Source organism: Aeromonas molluscorum 848 (genome assembly GCF_000388115.1).
Classification (GTDB): domain Bacteria; phylum Pseudomonadota; class Gammaproteobacteria; order Enterobacterales; family Aeromonadaceae; genus Aeromonas; species Aeromonas molluscorum.
Genome location: NZ_AQGQ01000026.1, coordinates 1 through 18072, shown reverse-complemented (window position 1 = coordinate 18072; position 18072 = coordinate 1). Strand labels below are relative to the sequence as shown.

The window sequence follows — 18072 nt, the reverse complement described above, 5'->3', positions numbered from 1 at the left end:
GCAAAACTGTCATTTCCATACATTAAACTGTGACTTGCGTTAACTTTTCTGGCAACGTCATTAGCTAGTATGCCCACGCCGGAACATATTCTCAGATAACAATAATCCCGGTCCCTGGCGGGTAATCAAATTATTATTAAGTAACGAAGGAAACAGCGTTATGGCTACCAAGAAGAAGACAGAGCTGGACCTGCAACTGAACAAGGATCAGCTCAAGGCGAGCATAGTGCGCCATCTGCGCTCGACACTGGGCACCAGCGAGCAGAAAGCCTCACCTCAAGCCTGGTGGAAGGCAACCGCCGCTGCCGTCAATGAGCAGGTCTACGAACGGCTGACCCGCACCCAGCAGACTCATTTCAACAAAGATACCCGAGCTATCCACTACTTCTCGGCCGAATTCCTGATGGGGCGGCTGACCTCCAACAACCTGCACAACCTATCCCTTTATAGTGTGTGTGAAGAGGCGCTGCGCGAGCTGGGTCTGGAGCTGACCGACCTGTGCGAGCAGGAGCCTGACATGGCGCTTGGCAACGGTGGTCTGGGTCGACTCGCCGCCTGTTTCATCGATTCCCTCGCGACCCTGAACTACCCGGCGGTGGGCTATGGCCTGCACTATGAGCACGGTCTATTTCGCCAGGAGATCCAGGATGGTCGCCAGATTGAGCGCCCGGACTCCTGGCGTGAATATGGCAACCCCTGGGAGATCTGCCGTCCCGAGTCGGTGCAGGAGATCCCCCTGTATGGCTACGTCGAGACGGTCTTTGGCGACAAGGGTGGCCTGAAGAAGGTGTGGCATGCCGGTCGCAAGATCAAAGGGGTGCCTTGGGATATTCCCGTGGTCGGGTTCGGCGGTCACACCGTCAACATATTGCGGTTGTGGGAGTCTCGTGCCTCTGAGTTCTTCGATTGGGATGTGTTCAACGCAGGGGGCTATGTCGACTCCCAGGCCGAGAAGGCCCAGGCCGAGACCATCTCCAAGGTGCTTTACCCCAATGATGAGACGGATGCGGGCAAAGAGCTGCGCCTGATCCAGCAGTACTTCTTCTGCGCCTGCTCCATCAAGGACATCATGCGCCGCTACAAGCGGGTGCATGGCAGTGACTTCAGCAATTTTGCCGCGCAAATTGCTATTCAGCTCAACGATACCCACCCGACCGTGGCCATCCCTGAGCTGATGCGGGTGCTGGTGGATGAGGAAGACTTGAACTGGGATGCCGCCTGGACCATCTGCTATCAGGTCTTCTCCTACACCAACCACACCTTGCTGCCAGAAGCCCTGGAGAAGTGGAGTGTCAATCTGTTCGAGAAGGTGCTGCCCCGCCATCTCGAGATCATCTACGAGATCAACGCCCGCTTCCTCGGCGATCTGGTCGAAGCCAAGTGGCCGGGTGATGATGTCATCAAGGCCAAACTCTCCATCATCGAAGAGGGGGAGGTGCGCAAGGTGCGCATGGGCAATCTCTGTGTCATCGGCTCTGCCAAGGTCAACGGCGTGGCCGAGATCCACTCCAAGCTGGTGAAAGAGGATCTCTTCCCCGAATTTGCCGCCCTCTGGCCTGATAAAATGTGCAATGTCACCAACGGGGTCACCCCGCGTCGCTGGTTGCTTGCCTGTAACCCGGAGCTCGCCGCCCTCTATGACGAGGTGGTAGGCAAGGAGTGGCCATTGCAGTTGGACAAACTGCGCGGCGTGGTCAAGTTTGCCGACGACAAGGCGTTCCAGCAGCAGTTCATGACCATCAAGCGTCATAACAAGGAAAAACTGGTCAAGGTGATCAAGGCCGAGACCGGGATCGAGGTGGATGCCAATGCCATCTTCGATATCCAGATCAAGCGCCTGCATGAGTACAAGCGTCAGCAGCTGAATCTGATCCACATCATGGCGCTCTATCGTCGTCTGCTGGCCAATCCGGACTATGACATGCACCCAAGGGTGTTCATCTTCGGCTCCAAGGCAGCCCCTGGCTACAAGCTGGCCAAAGACATCATCTATGCCATCAACAAGCTGGCGGAGCGGGTCAACAACGATACCCGTATCCAGGGCAAGTTGAAGGTTGTGTTCATGCCGAACTACCGGGTCAGTCTGGCGGAGAAGATGATCCCCGCCGCCGACGTGTCCGAGCAGATCTCTACCGCCGGCTACGAGGCATCGGGCACCGGCAACATGAAGCTGGCATTGAACGGTGCCATCACCATAGGCACCCTGGATGGCGCCAACATAGAGATAGTGGAGGAGGCGGGTGCCGAGCATTGTGCCATCTTCGGGCTGAACGTGGATGAGGTGAAGGCCCTCAAGGCGCGGGGCTACAACCCCTATGACTTCTACTACGCCAATTCCGAGCTCAAGGCGGTGCTGGACTGGTTCGATACCGACTACTTCACCCCGGGCAAGCCCGGAGAGCTCTCCTCCATCAAGCGCTCCCTGCTGGAAGGGGGCGATCCTTACCTGACCCTTGCCGACTTTGCTGCCTACTCGGAAGCGCATCAACTGGTGGATAGCTGGTATCGGGATCCGGCGCTCTGGGCCAAGAAGGCGATCATCAACTCGGCGACCATGGGCAAGTTCAACTCGGACAGATCCATTCAGGATTATGTCGAGCGGATCTGGAAACTCGAGCGCTGTAAAGTCGGTTGATACAGCCCATGTGTTCTAAGCCCCCGCAATGCGGGGGCTTTTTTATGCGAGCGATCCGCTGACAAGCGTGCGCCAATCTCGCTTGGCTTGGCTTGGCTTGGCTTGGCTTGGCTTGGCTTGGCTTGGCGTGAGCCGGGCAGGGGGCAAGCCCTGGCGCTGGCCAGACTAGAGCTAGAGCCCGCGCTCGGGGAGGGCTGACTGAGCCGAGCTGTCGCCGCTAAGGCGATGGGGAGGCGCGGGGCTTATCGGCCCAAGGTGCGACCTGTCTCGCCAGATGTCCCTGCGCCAAGGCCCGCGGCCTTAGATTTCGCGTCTCTGGTGGGATGCGCTGCATGCGGCTTCATGCTGGCAGGTCATTAACCTGTCGGGATACGTCATAAAAAAGCCCCCGTGATGCGGGGGCTGGCTGGAGGACTCGGTAGGCGTTAGAGAATATCTCCTACAAAATAGGCTAGGATGGCGAGCAGCAGGGTGAACACCAGGTTCAGGGCCAGACCGGCGCGCATCATCTCTCGCTGCTGAATATGGCCGCTGGCAAAGACAATGGCGTTGGGCGGCGTGGCAACGGGCAACATGAAGGCACAGGAGGCACCGATGGCAATCAGCACTGACATCACCACGGGAGAGACGCCCAGTGCTTCGGCCACCCCGGCAAACAGAGGGATCAGCAGGGCCGCGGTCGCCGTGTTGGAGACCAGTTCGGTCAGGAACACCACGAAGGCAGCCAGGATCAGCAGCACGATGAACAGGTTGGCGTGGGCCAGCAGCTCGGAGAGGTGCTCTGCCAAAAAGGCGCTGGTACCTGTGGCTTTGAGAATGGCGCTCAGGGTCAGGCCGCCGCCAAACAGCATCAGAACGCCCCAATCGGTGTTCTGGTTGATGTCATCCCAGCTGGCGACCCGGCTGATGGCGATGGCGATGATGGCGCCGATGGCGATCAAGCTATCGAACTGAGGGATGCCGCCAAGCGCCTTGGCGATGGGCTGGGAGCCTATCCAGAGCACAACAGTGATCAGGAAGATGGTCAGGGTCGCTTTGCGATCCCGGGTCCAGCGGATGGTGACCTGCTGACTTTCAACCCTATGACTCAGATCTGGACGGGTAACCAGGTAGAGCAGGGCGATGCCGCAGGGCATCAGAATGAGCACGACCGGCATGCCGAACTTCATCCAGTCGGTGAAGCTGATACCCATCTGGGCTGCCGCGATGGCATTGGGTGGGCTGCCAACTAGCGTACCAATGCCCCCAATGCTGGCGCTGTAGGCGATGCCAAGCAGCACGAACACATAGGTACGGCGATCCCGCTGGCTGTCGAGTTGTGACAGCAGACCTACCCCTAAGGGGAGCATCATGGCGGCGGTGGCCGTGTTGCTGATCCACATCGACATGGCCGCCGTGATGGTGAACAGCAAGATGGCGCCCCAGACGAGGTGGCCGCGAGCCAGCTGCATCACCTTGGCGGCCATCAAGCGGTCCAGCCCCTGTTTGGAGAGGGCGGCAGCCAGCGCAAAGCCGCCGAAGAAGAGGAACAGTATGGGGTTGGCAAAATCGGTCAGCGACTTGGCCATGTCGAATACCCCAAGCAGGGTCGCGAGCAGGGGAATGAGCAGGGCGGTAACCGTGACATGCAACGCCTCGGTCAGCCAGAGAATGGCGATGAAGACCAGGATACCCAGCCCCTTGTTGACCATGGGATCAAAGGGCAGCCATGCCAGCATGGCGCACAACAGCAGTATATCGGCGATGACGATGCCGGATCTGATGTCGAGCCAGCGGGACTGTGCATTCGGGGCGGGGTCTTGGGTGACCTTGGGTTCGACAGAGCTTTGCATAAGGCGTTCTCGGTTAATTTATGGTTGTTGTTGTGTTGCCGAGATTACGTTCATTGGCGCGTTTCAAACAGGGCCAGATCACCAAATTTTGGGGAGGCTCACAGAGCCTTGTACTCGCGTTACATTCGGCAAACATTTTAAAAACAATGCATTATCAATCAGAGGTTGTTTTTTCGGCCAACCACTGTTTGAACACCATTTTCGGCATGGAACCCGCCTGCTGGGCGATGAGGCGGCCATGGCGAAACAGCAGCAGGGTCGGTATGCTGCGAATGCTGTAGCGGGCCGCTATCTGGGGTTGTTGCTCGGTATCGAGCTTGACGAAGCGCACCCCCGGTTCGAGTTCCCGGGCGACCTCGGCAAAGATGGGGGCGAACTGCTGGCAGGGGCCGCACCAGCTGGCCCAGCAATCAACCACCACGGGCAGATCGGACTGGATCAGGCTGTCGAAGTGTGCCGCATCCCCCTCTATGGGGGTGTGGGCAAACAACGGCTGGCCACAGCGGCCACACTTGGCATCCTCGGGGGATTTTTCAGTGGGCAGCCGGTTTCGAGTCCGGCACTGACTACAATAGGTGGTGATGCTCGTCATGGGATGCTCCTCTATCTGTTGTGCGCTGATTTATCACATATATTTCACTTTCAGGGCAAGCTGACGCTAACATGGTCACGCCTTGATATCTTCTGTCTTGCGGGAGCACGTCACACATGAGAGTGAAAACGGGATGAATAGTAACACAAGGTCCAACCGCCTGATCTTATGTGTGGTCATCGTCACACTGCTGCTGTTTAGCGGTTACTGCTGGCGCCTGCTCAGCCAGCAGCAACGGGCTTTCGACTTGAGTGTGGCTGCCGAGCTCATTCTCAATCGGGTCAATACTGACACCGTTTACCTGTTGGGACACGAGCAGGCCAATGATGAGCAGGTGCAGCTACGTCTCGAACAGCTCTCGCTCAATCTGGACAAATTTGTGCGTAAAGTGCAGCAGGATCCGGATTCTGCTGCCAACCCTTATGCCCAGGCGCTGCTCCATAACGTTGAACGCTATCTACTCGACTTGACCCGCTTATCCTCCATGGATATGGGGCTCTCATACATAGAAAGACCCTTCCTGCAGCAGCTGCAGACTGCACTGAGCGATACCCAAGCCGATGCCAGCCTGCAACTGACCTTGAACCGCCTGGCCCAGCAGGTTCATTACCTGAAACGAAACTGGGATCCCGCCGATGAGAAGGTCATCAACCAGCTGCTCCAGCAGTTGGGCACTCACAGCGACAAGATGCCGTCCCTGCGCAGCCTGATCCAGCTCACGCAAGATGTGACCGAACAGGTCGGTGCCTATCACAAGCTGCGCAATCAGGTGATCGACATGCATGAGCTCGAGGGGTTGGTCGATTGGAAGCAGAACAAGATCCGCCAAGCCTCGGAGCTCAAGAGCCGCTTCTTCCTGCTGGTGCTGGCCGGAGCCCTGATCAGTTTTGCCCTGGTGGCCCTGACTCTCTGGCGACGCAACCAGCGACTGAGCGAACTCTCCCGGGAGACCGGGTTGTTGGCGCAGGCCAAAAGCGATTTTCTGGCCAACATGAGCCACGAGATCCGCACCCCCATGAATGCCATCATCGGCTTCAGTACCCTGGCGCTGCAGACGCCGCTCAGCCAGCAGCAACGAGATTACCTTGGCAAGATAAAGTCCTCCTCGGATACCTTGCTGCTGCTCATCAACGACATCCTCGATTTGACCAAGGTCGAGTCCGGCAAGCTGAGTCTGGAAGAGATCGATTTTGACCTGGCCGAACAGATAGATTCCCTGGCGGGCATGTTTGCCGACCTGGCAGAGCGCAAGCAGGTTGAGGTGATCATCAACAAATCGGTGGCTGTACCCGATTTTCTGCGTGGTGATCCCCTGCGCCTGGGCCAGGTATTGGTCAACTTGGTTAACAATGCCATCAAGTTCACCGAACGTGGCGAGGTGGAGGTTGCCATTACCCTCGCCAATGCTGATCCCATGCGAGTGCGTTTTAGCGTGCGTGATACCGGCATCGGCATCGCCGAGGAGAAGCTGACCCAGCTATTCCAGCCCTTCACCCAGTTGGAGGCGGGCAATACCCGCAAATATGGGGGATCTGGTCTTGGCCTCAATATCTCCCAGCGGCTGGTGGAGCTGATGGGGGGCAAGATCACCGTGCAGAGCAAACCGGGGGTAGGTTCTTTGTTCCAGTTCGAGATCCCGATGCACAAGGCGCTCTATGGGGTCTCGGGGCGGCGGGTCTTCTTCGAACAGGAGCCGCTCGTGCTGGTGATGGATGACAACGAGCTGGTGCTCGAGCTTATCAGCGGCATGTTGAGCCGATCCGGCGCCAAGGTGATACAGGCCAACAGCGTCTCGCGGGCCCGTGCCGTGTTGCATGAAGAGGGCAATAAGCTGCAACTGGCCATCTTCGACTGGCGAATGGGCCAGGAAGATGGCCTGGATCTGGCGTTGGAGATGAGCCAGCACAACCAGTGGCGGCTCATCCCCATTCTGATGACCAGCGCTTGGGCGAAGGAGGGGTTGCAGGTACGGATGGAGAGCATAGGCCTCAACCACTTCCTCGCCAAACCCATGACGGAGAATGCCTTGCTCGCCAAGGTGGATGAACTGCTCAATGGCAGCTCCTTCGACAGGCGGATGCGTCAGGCTGAGGCGCAAGGGGATCAGCAGAACTTCCACGATCTGCTTCAGGGCACCCGGGTGCTGCTGGCGGAGGACAATAGGGTTAACCAGCAGCTCATCCTTGAGTACCTCAAGCGGGTCGATGTGCAGGTGACCGTGGTCAGCAATGGTCGCGAGGCGGTGGAGAGGGTCGCCGAGCAGCCGTTCGACGTCATCTTGATGGATCTGCAGATGCCGGTGCTGGATGGTCTGGATGCGACCCGGCAGATCCGCAAAATGGTCGACAAGCACGATGTGCCTATCATTGCCCTCACCGCCAGTGCCATGCCCGGAGACAGGGAGCGTTGCCTGGGCGTTGGCATGAATGGCTATGTCACCAAGCCGGTCAGCAAGCTGGATCTCTACAATAACCTCATCCAGTGGCTCAAGCCGGCAACGAGTAGTCAGGTGGTGGTCAAGCCCCCGGAGACCATGGATTTACTGGACCTGCCAGATGCTCTGCATCGGCTCGATCAGGACAGGGAAGCGCTGCAGATCCTGTTCAAACTGTTCATGGCGGAGCATAAAGATGACCTGTGGGAGATCCGCTCAGCCCTGCGTCGTCAAGACCCCAAGGCGGCGATGGGGCTGCTGCACACCCTCAAGGGCGTATCGGCCAACATCTCTGCTAGGCGGCTCAATCTGATCGCCGCCGAACTCGAACGGCGATTGAATCAGGAGGAGGAGCTCAATGAACAGGATCTGGCTCGCTTGCAGCATATCTTCAGCCAAACCCGGGATAAGGTATCCCACTTCTTGCTGACGGGGGATGGCAAGGAGATGCTCATGCACGGCGAGGGGCGACTGCCACGCTTTTAACCCAAGTTTGCCGGAGATGTCGCGAGGGGCCTGCTGGCCCCTTCTCTTTGATTGTCTTTCGCACCGGCGTCGACCAACGAGGGCCCATCAAATAGCAATTATTCTCACGACAGCCACTTCGCGCTATCATGTTGGCGCTGTGACCATGCCCGTTTGGGTATTTTCTTCGCCCGCCATGCGGGCCCTTGCCTGTGGCACCGCCTTCATCATCAAGGATCCTGTGTGAGCGTATTTCTTCGTCTGGGTTGGTTTTTCAAGGAGCAGTGGCGCCGTTATCTCATTGCCATCTCGCTGCTGGCAGTGGTGGCGCTGCTGACGGCCATCCCGCCCAAGATAGTGGGCTGGGTAGTGGACGGCATCGGCAGTGGTCAACTCGATCAGACCAAACTGAACCAGTATCTGCTCGGCTTGCTTGGCCTTGGCATCATCATCTACTTGCTGCGCTACGTCTGGCGGGTGATGTTGTTTGGTGCCTCCTACCGGCTCGCCTATGTGCTGCGCAACCGGCTCTTCGTCCATTTCACCCGCATGAGCCCGGATTTTTACCAGCGCCATCGCACCGGGGATCTGATGGCCCATGCTACCAATGATATCCAGGCGGTGGAGATGACGGCAGGCGAGGGGGTATTGACCCTGGTCGACTCCATCATGGTGGGAGCTCTGGTGCTCACCATCATGTGCAGCCAGTACTCCTGGCAGCTGACGTTGCTCTCTTTGTTGCCCCTGCCGGTGATGGCTTACTTCATGAACCGCTTTGGCAAGCAAATCTACAAGGCGTTCAAGTCGGCTCAGGGGGCCTTCTCCCGGCTCAACAACAAAACCCAGGAGGCTCTCTCTGGGGTGCGAGTGCTCAAGTCCTATGCGGTCGAATCCCTGGAAGATGAAGGATTCGCCGCACTGACCCGGGAGGCGGGTGAACGCAACATGGCGGTGGCGCGTATCGATGCCAAGTTCGACCCTGTCATCTATCTGTGCATCGGTTGTTCTTATTTCCTGGCGGTGGCGGGGGGCAGTGCCCTGGTGCTCAAGGATGAGATGACCTTGGGTGAGCTGACCAGCTTTACCATGTATCTGGGCCAGCTCATCTGGCCCATGTTTGCCATCGCCTGGCTGTTCAACATCATCGAGCGCGGCAGCGCTGCCTATTCGCGCATCGAACACCTGCTGGGTGAGCACGGTGAGATTAACGAGCCCGAGGCCCCGTTGCCCTTTACCGGCGCCTTTCCGCTGCAAGCTCAAGGGGTGGGGTTTGCCTTGCAGGATCGCACCTTGCTCGCCGGCATCCAGTTCACCTTGACCGAGGGCAGCATGCTGGGGATCGTTGGCCGCACCGGCGCCGGCAAGAGCAGCCTGCTCAAGCTGTTGATGCGGCTTGCCAATCCGAGCTCGGGCACCATCCGTATGGGGGGCAATGCCATCGATGCCTTATCTCTGGAGGCGCTGCGTCGCCAGTTTGCCTATGTGCCCCAGGAGCCTTTTCTTTTCTCCACGTCCATCGCCGCCAACATCGCCCTGGGCCGTCCCGAGGCGAGCCAGCAGGAGATTGAGCGGGTGGCGCGCATCGCCTGCGTGCACGACGACATAGTGCGTTTTGCCAAGGGATATCAGACCGACGTGGGCGAGAAGGGGGTCACCCTGTCCGGCGGCCAGAAGCAGCGGCTCGCCATCGCCCGCGCGCTGCTGCTTGACGCACCCATCTTGGTGCTCGACGATGCGCTCTCTGCGGTGGACGCCCAGACCGAACAACAGATATTGATGGCCCTGAAAGATCACCGGCGCACCTTGATCCTGGTCAGCCACCGGATGACGGCGGTGGAGCAGGCTAACGAGATATTGGTGCTCGACAAGGGGCATGTCAGTGAACGAGGCAGGCATGAGACCTTGATGATCCATGACGGCTGGTATGCCGACATGGTGCGCTATCAGCGCCTGGAACATGATCTGGAGGAGAGCCTGTGAACGCGATGATGAGAGAGGGCTTTACCATTTACGCTGGCTATTCGCAGGATTGCTGCATCAGCAGGGTGCGCTACCAGCCTCTGGAACAGGATTGGGAGGAGAGTCTGTGAATCCGACCATCAAACGGTTGTTGAGTTATTGTGCTCAATACCCTGCCTGGTTGACCCAGGCCGGGATCTGCCTGCTGCTCGCCACCGGGGCCGAGGTGGCAGGCCCGCTCATCATCAAGCTGTTCATCGATGATTATTTGGCACCGCGCAATCTCGACTGGCCGATTATCGCCACCCTGGGCGTCAGCTATCTGGGTCTGCAGCTGCTCTCGGCCGCCGGGTTCTATCTGCAATCCTTGCGTTTCAACCGGATCGCCCAAGGGGTGGTGCAGCGCCTGCGCGAACAGGTGTTTGCCACCGCCATTCGTCTGCCCGCCAGTTATTTCGATACTCACCGTTCGGGGTCGCTCATCTCGCGCATCACCAACGACACCGAGGCCATCATGAACCTCTATGTGCAGGTGATTGGCCTGCTGGTACAAAAGCTGGTGCTTCTGTGCGGCATCCTCATCTCGATGGCGCTGCTGGACGTTCGACTGATGCTGGTGTGCGCGGCGCTGTTGCCGGCGGTGGGGGCGGTGATGTGGCTCTACCAGAAGTTGAGTGTGCCTGTGGTACGCGAAACTCGCAGCCTGCTGTCGGACATCAACAGTCGGCTCAATGAATCCTTGCAGGGGATGCCTGTTATCCAGGCCATGGTGCAGGAGGTGCGCTTTGCCAACCAGTTTGCCGAGGTAAACCAGCACCACTGGGCCGCGCGGCTCAAGAGCCTCAAGATCAACGGCATACTGCTGCGACCGCTCATCGACCTCTTCTACATGATGGTGCTCATCGGCTTGCTGGCACTCTTTGCCCATGAAGGTGTGGGCGTGGGGGGGGCCATTCAGGTGGGGGTACTCTATGCCTTCATCAGTTATCTGGGCCGCATGATAGAACCGCTCATCGAGATGACCAACCAGCTTAACCAGTTGCAGCAAGCCATGGTCGCGGGGGAGCGGGTATTCGCCCTGCTCGATGAGGGGCGCGAGAGTACCGATGGCCGGAGTGTTCCCCTGGCGGGCCGGGTGAGTTTCCATGAGGTGGATTTCTCCTACGATGGCGTGCAGCCCGTGTTGCAGGGCGTGAGCTTCAGCGTCTCTCCCGGCCAGATGCTGGCGCTGGTGGGCCACACCGGCAGCGGCAAGTCCACCATCATCAGCCTGCTGATGGGCTTTTACCCCATAGACAGCGGCGAGATCCGCTTCGATGACACGCCTTTGGCCACTCTGTCGCTGGCGGCAGTACGGTGCAGCATAGGTCTGGTGCAGCAAGATCCCTTTATCTTCGTCGGAACCCTGGCCGAGAACCTGCGTTTGGGGCGTGAAGGCATCGATGAGACGAGGCTGTGGCAGGCGCTCGATGAGGTGCAACTGGCCGAGTTTGTGGCCCAGTTGCCGGATGGAATCGAGACCCAGCTGGAGGAGGGGGGCAAGAACCTTTCCGCCGGTCAGCGTCAGTTGCTCTCCTTTGCCCGGGCCCTGGTGGGTGATCCGCGCATTCTCATTTTGGATGAGGCGACCGCGAGTGTGGACTCCCAGACCGAGTTGGCGCTCTCCAAGGCGCTGGCGGCGGCGCGCCGGGGGCGCACCACCATCGCCATTGCCCACCGACTCTCCACCATAGTCGATGCAGACGAGATCCTGCTGCTGACCCGTGGTCAGGTGAGCGAGCGCGGCAGCCACCAGGGGCTGATGGCCCAGCAAGGCCACTATGCCCAGCTGTTCGAGATGCAGAGCCAGGGAGCCTGGCTCGAAGAGAAGCGGGCTTAGAGGCAGGGTAATACGCAATCAAAAAAACAGTCGGCCCGGGCCGACTGTTTTTATTAGGTGTGCTGATGGCGAAAATTACACTTTTGCCTTGCTGCGCTGCTCCAGCTTGGGTTGCTGGGGCGGGAAGTCGTCGTTGAAGAAGGTGTCGGCCTCTTCAATCTGTGCCTTGCGCTGTTTTTGAATGAAGGCGTCGAAATCCTTTTTGATCTCGGGATCCTTGAGCGCCTCATAGTCAAACACGTTGGCGGCGTAGAGATAGTTGAAGTAGATATCGACGAATTCGGCGCTGGCGCAGGCCGAGGTGAACTTGCTGTTCTGCCTGTCGAAGTTGATGCGGTACTGCTTGATCTTGGGTACATAGACCAGCTCGGTGCCCACCTTGAAGACTTCAACCGTGATCCCGACGGTGATGGTCTTGTAGAAGTCCTTGTTGTTCTCCACCCCGAAACGGATGGCGTCCCCCTGTTTTTCCAGGAACTTGTTGAAGCTGGACAGCGCCGTGGTGCCCTGGCTCACCACCACATCCATGATGAAGTTGATGAAATCGGTGGCGATGCTGAGCCCCTTGATGTGGCGGCTGTAGCTCTGCTGATCGATCTTGCTCGGCCCCATCAAGGGTATCTTGGAGAGCGCCCTGGCCCAGAGGTCGGCATCCGTCTTGTACTGATCGCCATAGGCCTCGGCGTAGCGGTTGATGTAGGAGGTGACCACCGAGGTGACGGCGATGAGATAGGCCTTCTGCTCGGCCAGCTTGGCCATGACGGCGGGATCATCCAGCAGCTCGTTGGCCACGATGAACTCGACCAGACCATCCTTGTCGGCATAGGGATCGTCGCCGATCGACTTGCTTTGAGACAGGCGGGCATCGTTGAAGAAGGCATGGGCTTCGGCGAACTGATCGCGAGGGTTGAGGCGGTTGGGACTCGCCTCAGACAGGAGGTGGCAGAGCACTATTTCGGCGCTGTAGTCCGACTCGCGCAGGGTGAATTGGATCTGGTTGCCGAAGGTCTTTCGATAGGCATGGTTGAAGTCGGTCAAGACGGAGCTGCAACCGCAATCCATGGCGAAATCCACCGAGTAGCTCAAGGGACCGGAGGGGAGTGGCTTGCTCATTCGTCCCTGGACTGACAGGTTTGCATAGCACTTGAGGTACTCCTTGCCAAAGAGCTCGTAGGCACGGTTGTTATTGAAACTCAAAGAGAAAGTACCTGCGCTTTCACCGCCATTGAACAACTGTTTATCGTTACTCATCTCAATATCCTTTTAAAGAGAATGACTCTGTGACAGGCCCTGGCTGGCTACCCAGAACAAGGCCTGAAGAGCCTAGTGACACACGGGGGAAAACGTTACTGTTATATATGTCAGTTGTGGTCGGACTGGGCTGAGCTAGCCGGGCAGAAGGAGGCGAAAAAGGGCCGATTTCAGGCAGTTAGCAACCAGGTTTTGAACGACATAAAGTAGGCTTGGGGGAAAATCATCTGAATGAGGAAGATATAAGCCCTTGAATCTAAATTGTCATACAGGCAACATCTCTTTTACACCAACTCATCGGATCAGTTAGCAATGGACCTGCAACGCCTCAAAGCCAACCTCGGCCTGCGCCTCTTCGCCTGGCGCTATATCCCTCTCATCGGCTTTTGTGGCCCGGTTATCGAACGGATGGATGAACGCGCCCTGCGCATTCGGATGCCACTTGGCTGGCGCACCCGCAATCACCTGGGCAGCATGTATTTTGGCGCCTTGGCAACCGGTGCCGATCTGGTGGGCGGGCTGCTGGTGATGGAGAAGGGGCGGGCAAGGGGCAAGAAGGTGCATTTTGCCTTCAAGGATGTACAAGGAGACTTTCTCAAGCGCCCAGAGGGGGATGTTCAGTTTGATTGTGCAGCCGGGGCGGCGATAGATGCCATGATAGATGACTCCCTGGCGAGCGGGCAGCGCATCAACCGGCCAATCGAGGTGGTGGCTACCTGTCCTTCACTCAGTGGAGATGAACCGGTGGCGCGCTTCACACTGACCCTGTCAATCAAGGCCAGCTAGCCGGCAGGATCTGCCGGTGCCCAAGCAAAGATCGTTTTTCGCACCCAGGGGATAACGCGTGCTCAAACAGATGCCGCCAGCAGGCGCTGGCGACAGGGGGATCAGGCTATCTCCGGGCTCAGGCCGGCTTTGACCACCACCTTGCTGCCATTGAAGTTCACGACTTGTTCGGCCACTATCTTGCAGCGCTTGCGAGTCTCGACCTGGCCATCTACCTCGACCAAGCCTTCGGCGATCAGTGCCTTGGCGGCACCGCCACAATCGGCCCACCCCTGGTGTTTGAGCAGATCGCACAGGGCAACGAAGGGGTGACCTTCCAGCAGAAACGTCTCCATGGGAACTTCCTCTTTTTATGATGCATAAGCGCAGGGCGGCTATTTTAGGCAGTTACCCCGGACATGGAAAGGGTTAGCCGTATCTATCCATGATTGGGAGGAACTGAGGGCGTCGGTTCACCGCAACCGCGAGCCACAGGCTGGTGGTGCGGGGTTCGACCAGACTGGTCGCAGCACCGCCGGGCAGGGCTAGTGCACCGGATGTCAGCTTGCTAGGCTATCAACCCAGATCCCGTGCCAAGGAGTGCCCATGAACAAGCTGACCACATTGATTGCCTGCTCCACCCTGACCCTCGCCAGTCTGGCCGAGGCGGCGACCCCAATCCAGATCTCCTTGCCCGGCATCAACCTGCCCGCCTCCCAGCAGGTCGAAGGCGCACGCGCCTCCTTGCTCTATGGTCGCACCGCCTCTGTGAAGGGCCTCGATCTGCCGGTGTTTGCCCTGTCGGATGTCAATAGCTTCACCGGTTTGCAACTGGGTGTTTTCTTTGGCGCAGGCCGGGTGCGCAATCAGTTCAATGGCGTTGCCATCAACGCCCTCAACTGGCATGACGGTCAGGACAGGGGTGTGAACCTGGGTTTCGTCAACCTGACCAACAATGTGCAAGGCCTCAACTGGGGGGCGGTCAACATAGCCCGTGGCAATGCCCTGGCCAATGTCGGCTTCGTCAACTATGCCGAGCGCACCACCTTCCAGATAGGCTTCATCAATGCCACCAAGCACCTGGACGGCCTGCAGATAGGCCTGGCCAACTACGCCGAAAATGGCATCTTCCCTATATTGCCGCTCATTAACTTCAAGAAATCCTTCTGATAAAACGCCGTTATCTCTTCATGAATGACGGCGTGCTGTTTACCCTGTGTCCCTTCATATTACCCATGAGGGGGATCTGCCCCATGAACCCGAATACAGAGCTGAACACGATGGATAACGAGTTGGCGCCCCAGCTCTTGAACAAAGAGGAGGCCAGTTCGTCGACTGCGGCGGATCTGCTTCCTTGGCATGACTGGGATGCCATCGGTATCGGCTGGGATGTCCGTGGCTGGCAGGGCAAGGCCCAGGCGGTGGCGCTGGTGGGGTGGCGTCGGGAGGAAGAGAGTCTGCACTGGCTCGGGGTCTCGCCGCTGTTTAGGCTCAGCTCGCGCTCAGCACCCGACATCCATTCGCTGCTGATGCCGCTGCTCAAAGACAAGTCGCGGGTCGAGACTTTGTTGCGCCACCCCCGCTTGGCCTTGGGAATTGATGCACCACTCGCCTTTCCCCGCGCCTTTACCGCCCTGCTGAGGGGAGAGGATATAAGCATCTCCATCCCGGAGCGGGAGATAGATAACCTCTATGCCTATCGTGACTGCGAGCGCTGGATCCATGCGCATTATCGCAAGAAACCGCTCTCGGCGAGCTTCGACAGGCTCGGCAACAATGCCACCCTGGCGCTGGCCATGCTGCCAGCCCTCGCCCCGCTGCAACTGGTGCCACGGCAGCGCTCCGCGGCGCCCCGGGCACTGCTTGAGGTCTACCCCGCCCTGGCCAAACAGGGTGGCAAGAGAGCTTGCGCAGGCCACGGGATCCATGCCCTGCTGCCCGAGGCGCTGCAACCGGGTACGGATCAATATGATGCCGCCCTCTGCGCCCTGATGGCGCTGCAATATGCTGCCGGAGATAAAGTGAAAGCATTGCCTCCCTTGCAAGCCCCCCCTGCCGATTTTCCCCTGGACGAGGGCTGGATTTACCACTTCGTGCCCTGACAGGCTAACCTAGCCGCAGCAGCAAGACGCCGCCAAGCAGGGTGAGGGCTGCCAGCCATTTGCCACGGCCGAGGCGCTCTTGAAAGCAGACTGCGCCAATCAGGAAGGAGATGAGTATGCCGCTCTCGCGCAGGGCGCTGACCTGCGCCAGGGGCGCCTGGGTCATGGCCCACACCACGATGGCGTAAGCCAGGGTCGAGCAGGCGCCCCCCAGCAGGGCAAACCACCAGCCCCGCCGCAATATCGGCCAGACCGCCCCCCCGAGGGCACGACGGGCCAGTGCCAGCATCAGCCCCCCTTCCAGAGTTACCAACCAGAGCACATAGGCCACCGGCTGACCGCCGCTGGCCCGGGCCCCCATGCCATCGACCAGGGTGTAGCAGGCGATGAGGCAGGCGCACTGCCAGATGCTGGGATCCCGCTTTCCTACCCCCTTGAGTCCAAGCAGGATCAGTGCGGCGGCGATGAGGGCGATGCCCGCCAGAGCCGGCCCTGTCGGCACACCTTCGAGCAGCAGCGAGGGGATGAACAGCAGCAGGATGGCGCCGCCACGCATCAGGGTATAGCGCTGTGCCAGGGAGCCAGCCCCATAGGCGCTGGCCAGCAGCTGGTAATAGCCGACGTGGAGCAGGGCCGAGACCAGCAGAAAAGGCCAGGCCGCCGGGGCGGGCAGGGGAAGCCAGGGCAGCAGGGGCAGGGCGATGATGGCGCAACCCTGGCTGACCAGCAGCGTCATGGCGCCCTTGTCGCGGGCGCCCTTGATCAGGGCATTCCAGCTCACATGCAGCAGCGCTGAGCCGAGTACCAGGCTAAAGACGAGGGGGGACATAAGACTCCAATGTACTCAGTGATACGGACAGGGCCAACTGGCCCTGTCTCTTGCTTGCCCTTGAGTCAGCGCTGACGCCAGCGCTGGGTGCGCCGCCCAAGGCGGTGTGACAGCAGGAAATAGACCCCCTTGGCCGCCATGGCGGTGAACAGCAGGAGCACGGCCATGGCGGCCGCGCTGCCGGTCTGACCCGCATCGTCCAGATTGAGGATGGCGATGGCGGCGGGCAGGGTATCGGGGGAATAGAGGAAGACCAGGGCCGAGGTGGTGGTCAGGGCATTGACGAACAGATAGATGGCGACGTCGAGCAGGGCCGGGCTGCACACCGGCAGCGTGATGCGCCAGAAGGTGAGGTAGCGGGGCAGCTTGAGGGAGCTGGCCACCGTCTCTATCTCGCTCGGCAGCTGCTTGAGGGCGGCCTGCATCGTCATCTGGCCGACCGTGTAGTAGTGACACAGGGAGTTGATGACCAGCAGGGCCATGGTGCCGTAGAGCAGGGCGAGGGGATTGCCTGGCTGGTTGAAGAAGAAGATGTAGCCCAGCCCCAGCACCATGCCGGGCACCGCCATGGGCAGCAGCCCCAGCAGGCTGATGAGGCGGCGCAGCCAGCCAAAGCCATCCCCCTTCTCCACCAGATAGCTGCCCAGCATCACCAGGGCACTGCCAAACAGGGCGACCCCGGCCGCCAGGGTGAGGGAGTTGAACCAGGGCTGCCAGCCATAGGGGGTGGTGCTGGCAAAATCATAATGACGCAGACTGAGCGTCAGATCCCAGGGCCAGAAGCTGATCAGGGATCCATAGATGGCAACCCCTATCAGGGTGACGATGAAGAGGGCGATGAGAGAGCAGAAGATCAGGCAGCAGCCGTCACGCAGGGCATGGGGGACGGGGCGGTAGATGACAGCGTTGCTGGCCAGTTGTCCCCGCTGACGACGGGCGAGCCAGCGATCTAGGCCGAAGGCGAGCAGGGCGGGCAGCAGCAGGAAGACGCTGGTGACCGCGCCCATGGTGAAGTTCTGCTGGCCGACCACCTGCTTGAAGATGTCGGTGGCGAGCAGTGAATATTGACCCCCGATCACCTTGGCGACGGCAAAGTCGCACACCGCCAGGGTGAACACCAGCACCAGGGCGCTGAGGATGCCATAGCGGGCATTGGCCAGGGTGATGAGCACAAAACGGCGCCAGCTTGGCAGCTTGAGCACCCGGGCGGCCTCGTAGAGACGCGCATCCGCTGTACCCAGGGTGGTGCAGAGCAGCATCAAGGCATGGGGGAAGCACCAGAAGCCCAGGCCAAGCAGTATGCCGATGGGGCCATAGATGGACTCTCCC

Annotated in this window: 13 protein-coding genes; 7 read left to right on the top strand and 6 right to left on the bottom strand. The window is 59.3% G+C overall.

Features of this window, described 5'->3' with window-relative positions:
- The first annotated feature begins 160 nt into the window (after positions 1–160).
- The gene (locus G113_RS06205; protein ID WP_005895945.1) at positions 161–2635 is read left to right on the top strand and encodes a glycogen/starch/alpha-glucan phosphorylase; all 2475 of its coding nucleotides are present in this window, start codon (positions 161–163) and stop codon (positions 2633–2635) included.
- Between the two features lie 425 nt (positions 2636–3060).
- Here the strand turns inward: G113_RS06205 and G113_RS06200 are convergent, their stop codons facing one another.
- The gene (locus G113_RS06200; RefSeq protein ID WP_005895943.1) at positions 3061–4467 is read right to left on the bottom strand and encodes an SLC13 family permease; all 1407 of its coding nucleotides are present in this window, start codon (positions 4465–4467) and stop codon (positions 3061–3063) included.
- Positions 4468–4621: 154 nt separating this feature from the next.
- Complete coding sequence (trxC, locus tag G113_RS06195) at positions 4622–5059, bottom strand: thioredoxin TrxC (protein ID WP_005895941.1); 438 nt, start codon at positions 5057–5059, stop codon at positions 4622–4624.
- A 133-nt stretch (positions 5060–5192) separates the two neighbouring features.
- Between trxC and G113_RS06190 the strand changes: the two genes are divergently transcribed.
- From G113_RS06190 to G113_RS06180, 3 genes are all read left to right on the top strand, one after another.
- On the top strand, positions 5193–7979 hold the full coding sequence (locus G113_RS06190) for a hybrid sensor histidine kinase/response regulator (protein ID WP_040318962.1): 2787 nt from the start codon (positions 5193–5195) through the stop codon (positions 7977–7979).
- Positions 7980–8201: 222 nt separating this feature from the next.
- Positions 8202–9938 (top strand): ABC transporter transmembrane domain-containing protein, encoded by a 1737-nt coding sequence (locus G113_RS06185; protein WP_005895937.1) that lies wholly within the window; start codon positions 8202–8204, stop codon positions 9936–9938.
- Between the two features lie 106 nt (positions 9939–10044).
- Positions 10045–11796, top strand: a complete 1752-nt coding sequence (locus tag G113_RS06180; RefSeq protein WP_005895936.1) for an ABC transporter transmembrane domain-containing protein — start codon at positions 10045–10047, stop codon at positions 11794–11796.
- Positions 11797–11871: 75 nt separating this feature from the next.
- Here G113_RS06180 and G113_RS06175 read toward each other — a convergent pair whose 3' ends face one another.
- Entirely contained in the window at positions 11872–13047 is a 1176-nt protein-coding gene (locus G113_RS06175) for a hypothetical protein (RefSeq protein WP_005895933.1), read from the bottom strand.
- Between the two features lie 312 nt (positions 13048–13359).
- Between G113_RS06175 and G113_RS06170 the strand changes: the two genes are divergently transcribed.
- The gene (locus G113_RS06170) at positions 13360–13833 is read left to right on the top strand and encodes a PaaI family thioesterase (RefSeq protein ID WP_005895929.1); all 474 of its coding nucleotides are present in this window, start codon (positions 13360–13362) and stop codon (positions 13831–13833) included.
- A gap of 101 nt (positions 13834–13934) precedes the next feature.
- Here G113_RS06170 and ybcJ read toward each other — a convergent pair whose 3' ends face one another.
- The gene (ybcJ, locus tag G113_RS06165; protein ID WP_005895926.1) at positions 13935–14168 is read right to left on the bottom strand and encodes a ribosome-associated protein YbcJ; all 234 of its coding nucleotides are present in this window, start codon (positions 14166–14168) and stop codon (positions 13935–13937) included.
- A gap of 250 nt (positions 14169–14418) precedes the next feature.
- On the opposite strand from ybcJ, the gene G113_RS06160 reads away from it, so the two are divergent.
- Positions 14419–14982, top strand: a complete 564-nt coding sequence (locus G113_RS06160; RefSeq protein ID WP_005895925.1) for a VC2662 family protein — start codon at positions 14419–14421, stop codon at positions 14980–14982.
- Positions 14983–15065: 83 nt separating this feature from the next.
- On the top strand, positions 15066–15914 hold the full coding sequence (locus G113_RS06155) for a DUF429 domain-containing protein (RefSeq protein ID WP_005895922.1): 849 nt from the start codon (positions 15066–15068) through the stop codon (positions 15912–15914).
- A gap of 4 nt (positions 15915–15918) precedes the next feature.
- Here G113_RS06155 and G113_RS21730 read toward each other — a convergent pair whose 3' ends face one another.
- Both G113_RS21730 and G113_RS06145 read right to left on the bottom strand, forming a co-directional pair.
- A complete protein-coding gene (locus G113_RS21730; protein ID WP_005895920.1) occupies positions 15919–16743 on the bottom strand; it encodes a hypothetical protein in 825 nt (274 codons plus the stop codon).
- Positions 16744–16808: 65 nt separating this feature from the next.
- The coding region (locus G113_RS06145; protein WP_005895917.1) for an ABC transporter permease subunit at positions 16809–18072 on the bottom strand (1264 nt) is incomplete at its 5' end.

Coding starts and splice junctions, on each gene's coding strand:
- G113_RS06170 (WP_005895929.1), top strand. CDS start 13,360: ATGGACCTGCAACGCCTCAAAGCCAACCTCGGCCTGCGCCTCTTCGCC.
- G113_RS06205 (WP_005895945.1), top strand. CDS start 161: ATGGCTACCAAGAAGAAGACAGAGCTGGACCTGCAACTGAACAAGGAT.
- ybcJ (WP_005895926.1), bottom strand. CDS start 14,168: ATGGAGACGTTTCTGCTGGAAGGTCACCCCTTCGTTGCCCTGTGCGAT.
- G113_RS21730 (WP_005895920.1), bottom strand. CDS start 16,743: ATGTCCCCCCTCGTCTTTAGCCTGGTACTCGGCTCAGCGCTGCTGCAT.
- G113_RS06160 (WP_005895925.1), top strand. CDS start 14,419: ATGAACAAGCTGACCACATTGATTGCCTGCTCCACCCTGACCCTCGCC.
- G113_RS06155 (WP_005895922.1), top strand. CDS start 15,066: ATGAACCCGAATACAGAGCTGAACACGATGGATAACGAGTTGGCGCCC.
- G113_RS06175 (WP_005895933.1), bottom strand. CDS start 13,047: ATGAGTAACGATAAACAGTTGTTCAATGGCGGTGAAAGCGCAGGTACT.
- G113_RS06190 (WP_040318962.1), top strand. CDS start 5,193: ATGAATAGTAACACAAGGTCCAACCGCCTGATCTTATGTGTGGTCATC.
- trxC (WP_005895941.1), bottom strand. CDS start 5,059: ATGACGAGCATCACCACCTATTGTAGTCAGTGCCGGACTCGAAACCGG.
- G113_RS06200 (WP_005895943.1), bottom strand. CDS start 4,467: ATGCAAAGCTCTGTCGAACCCAAGGTCACCCAAGACCCCGCCCCGAAT.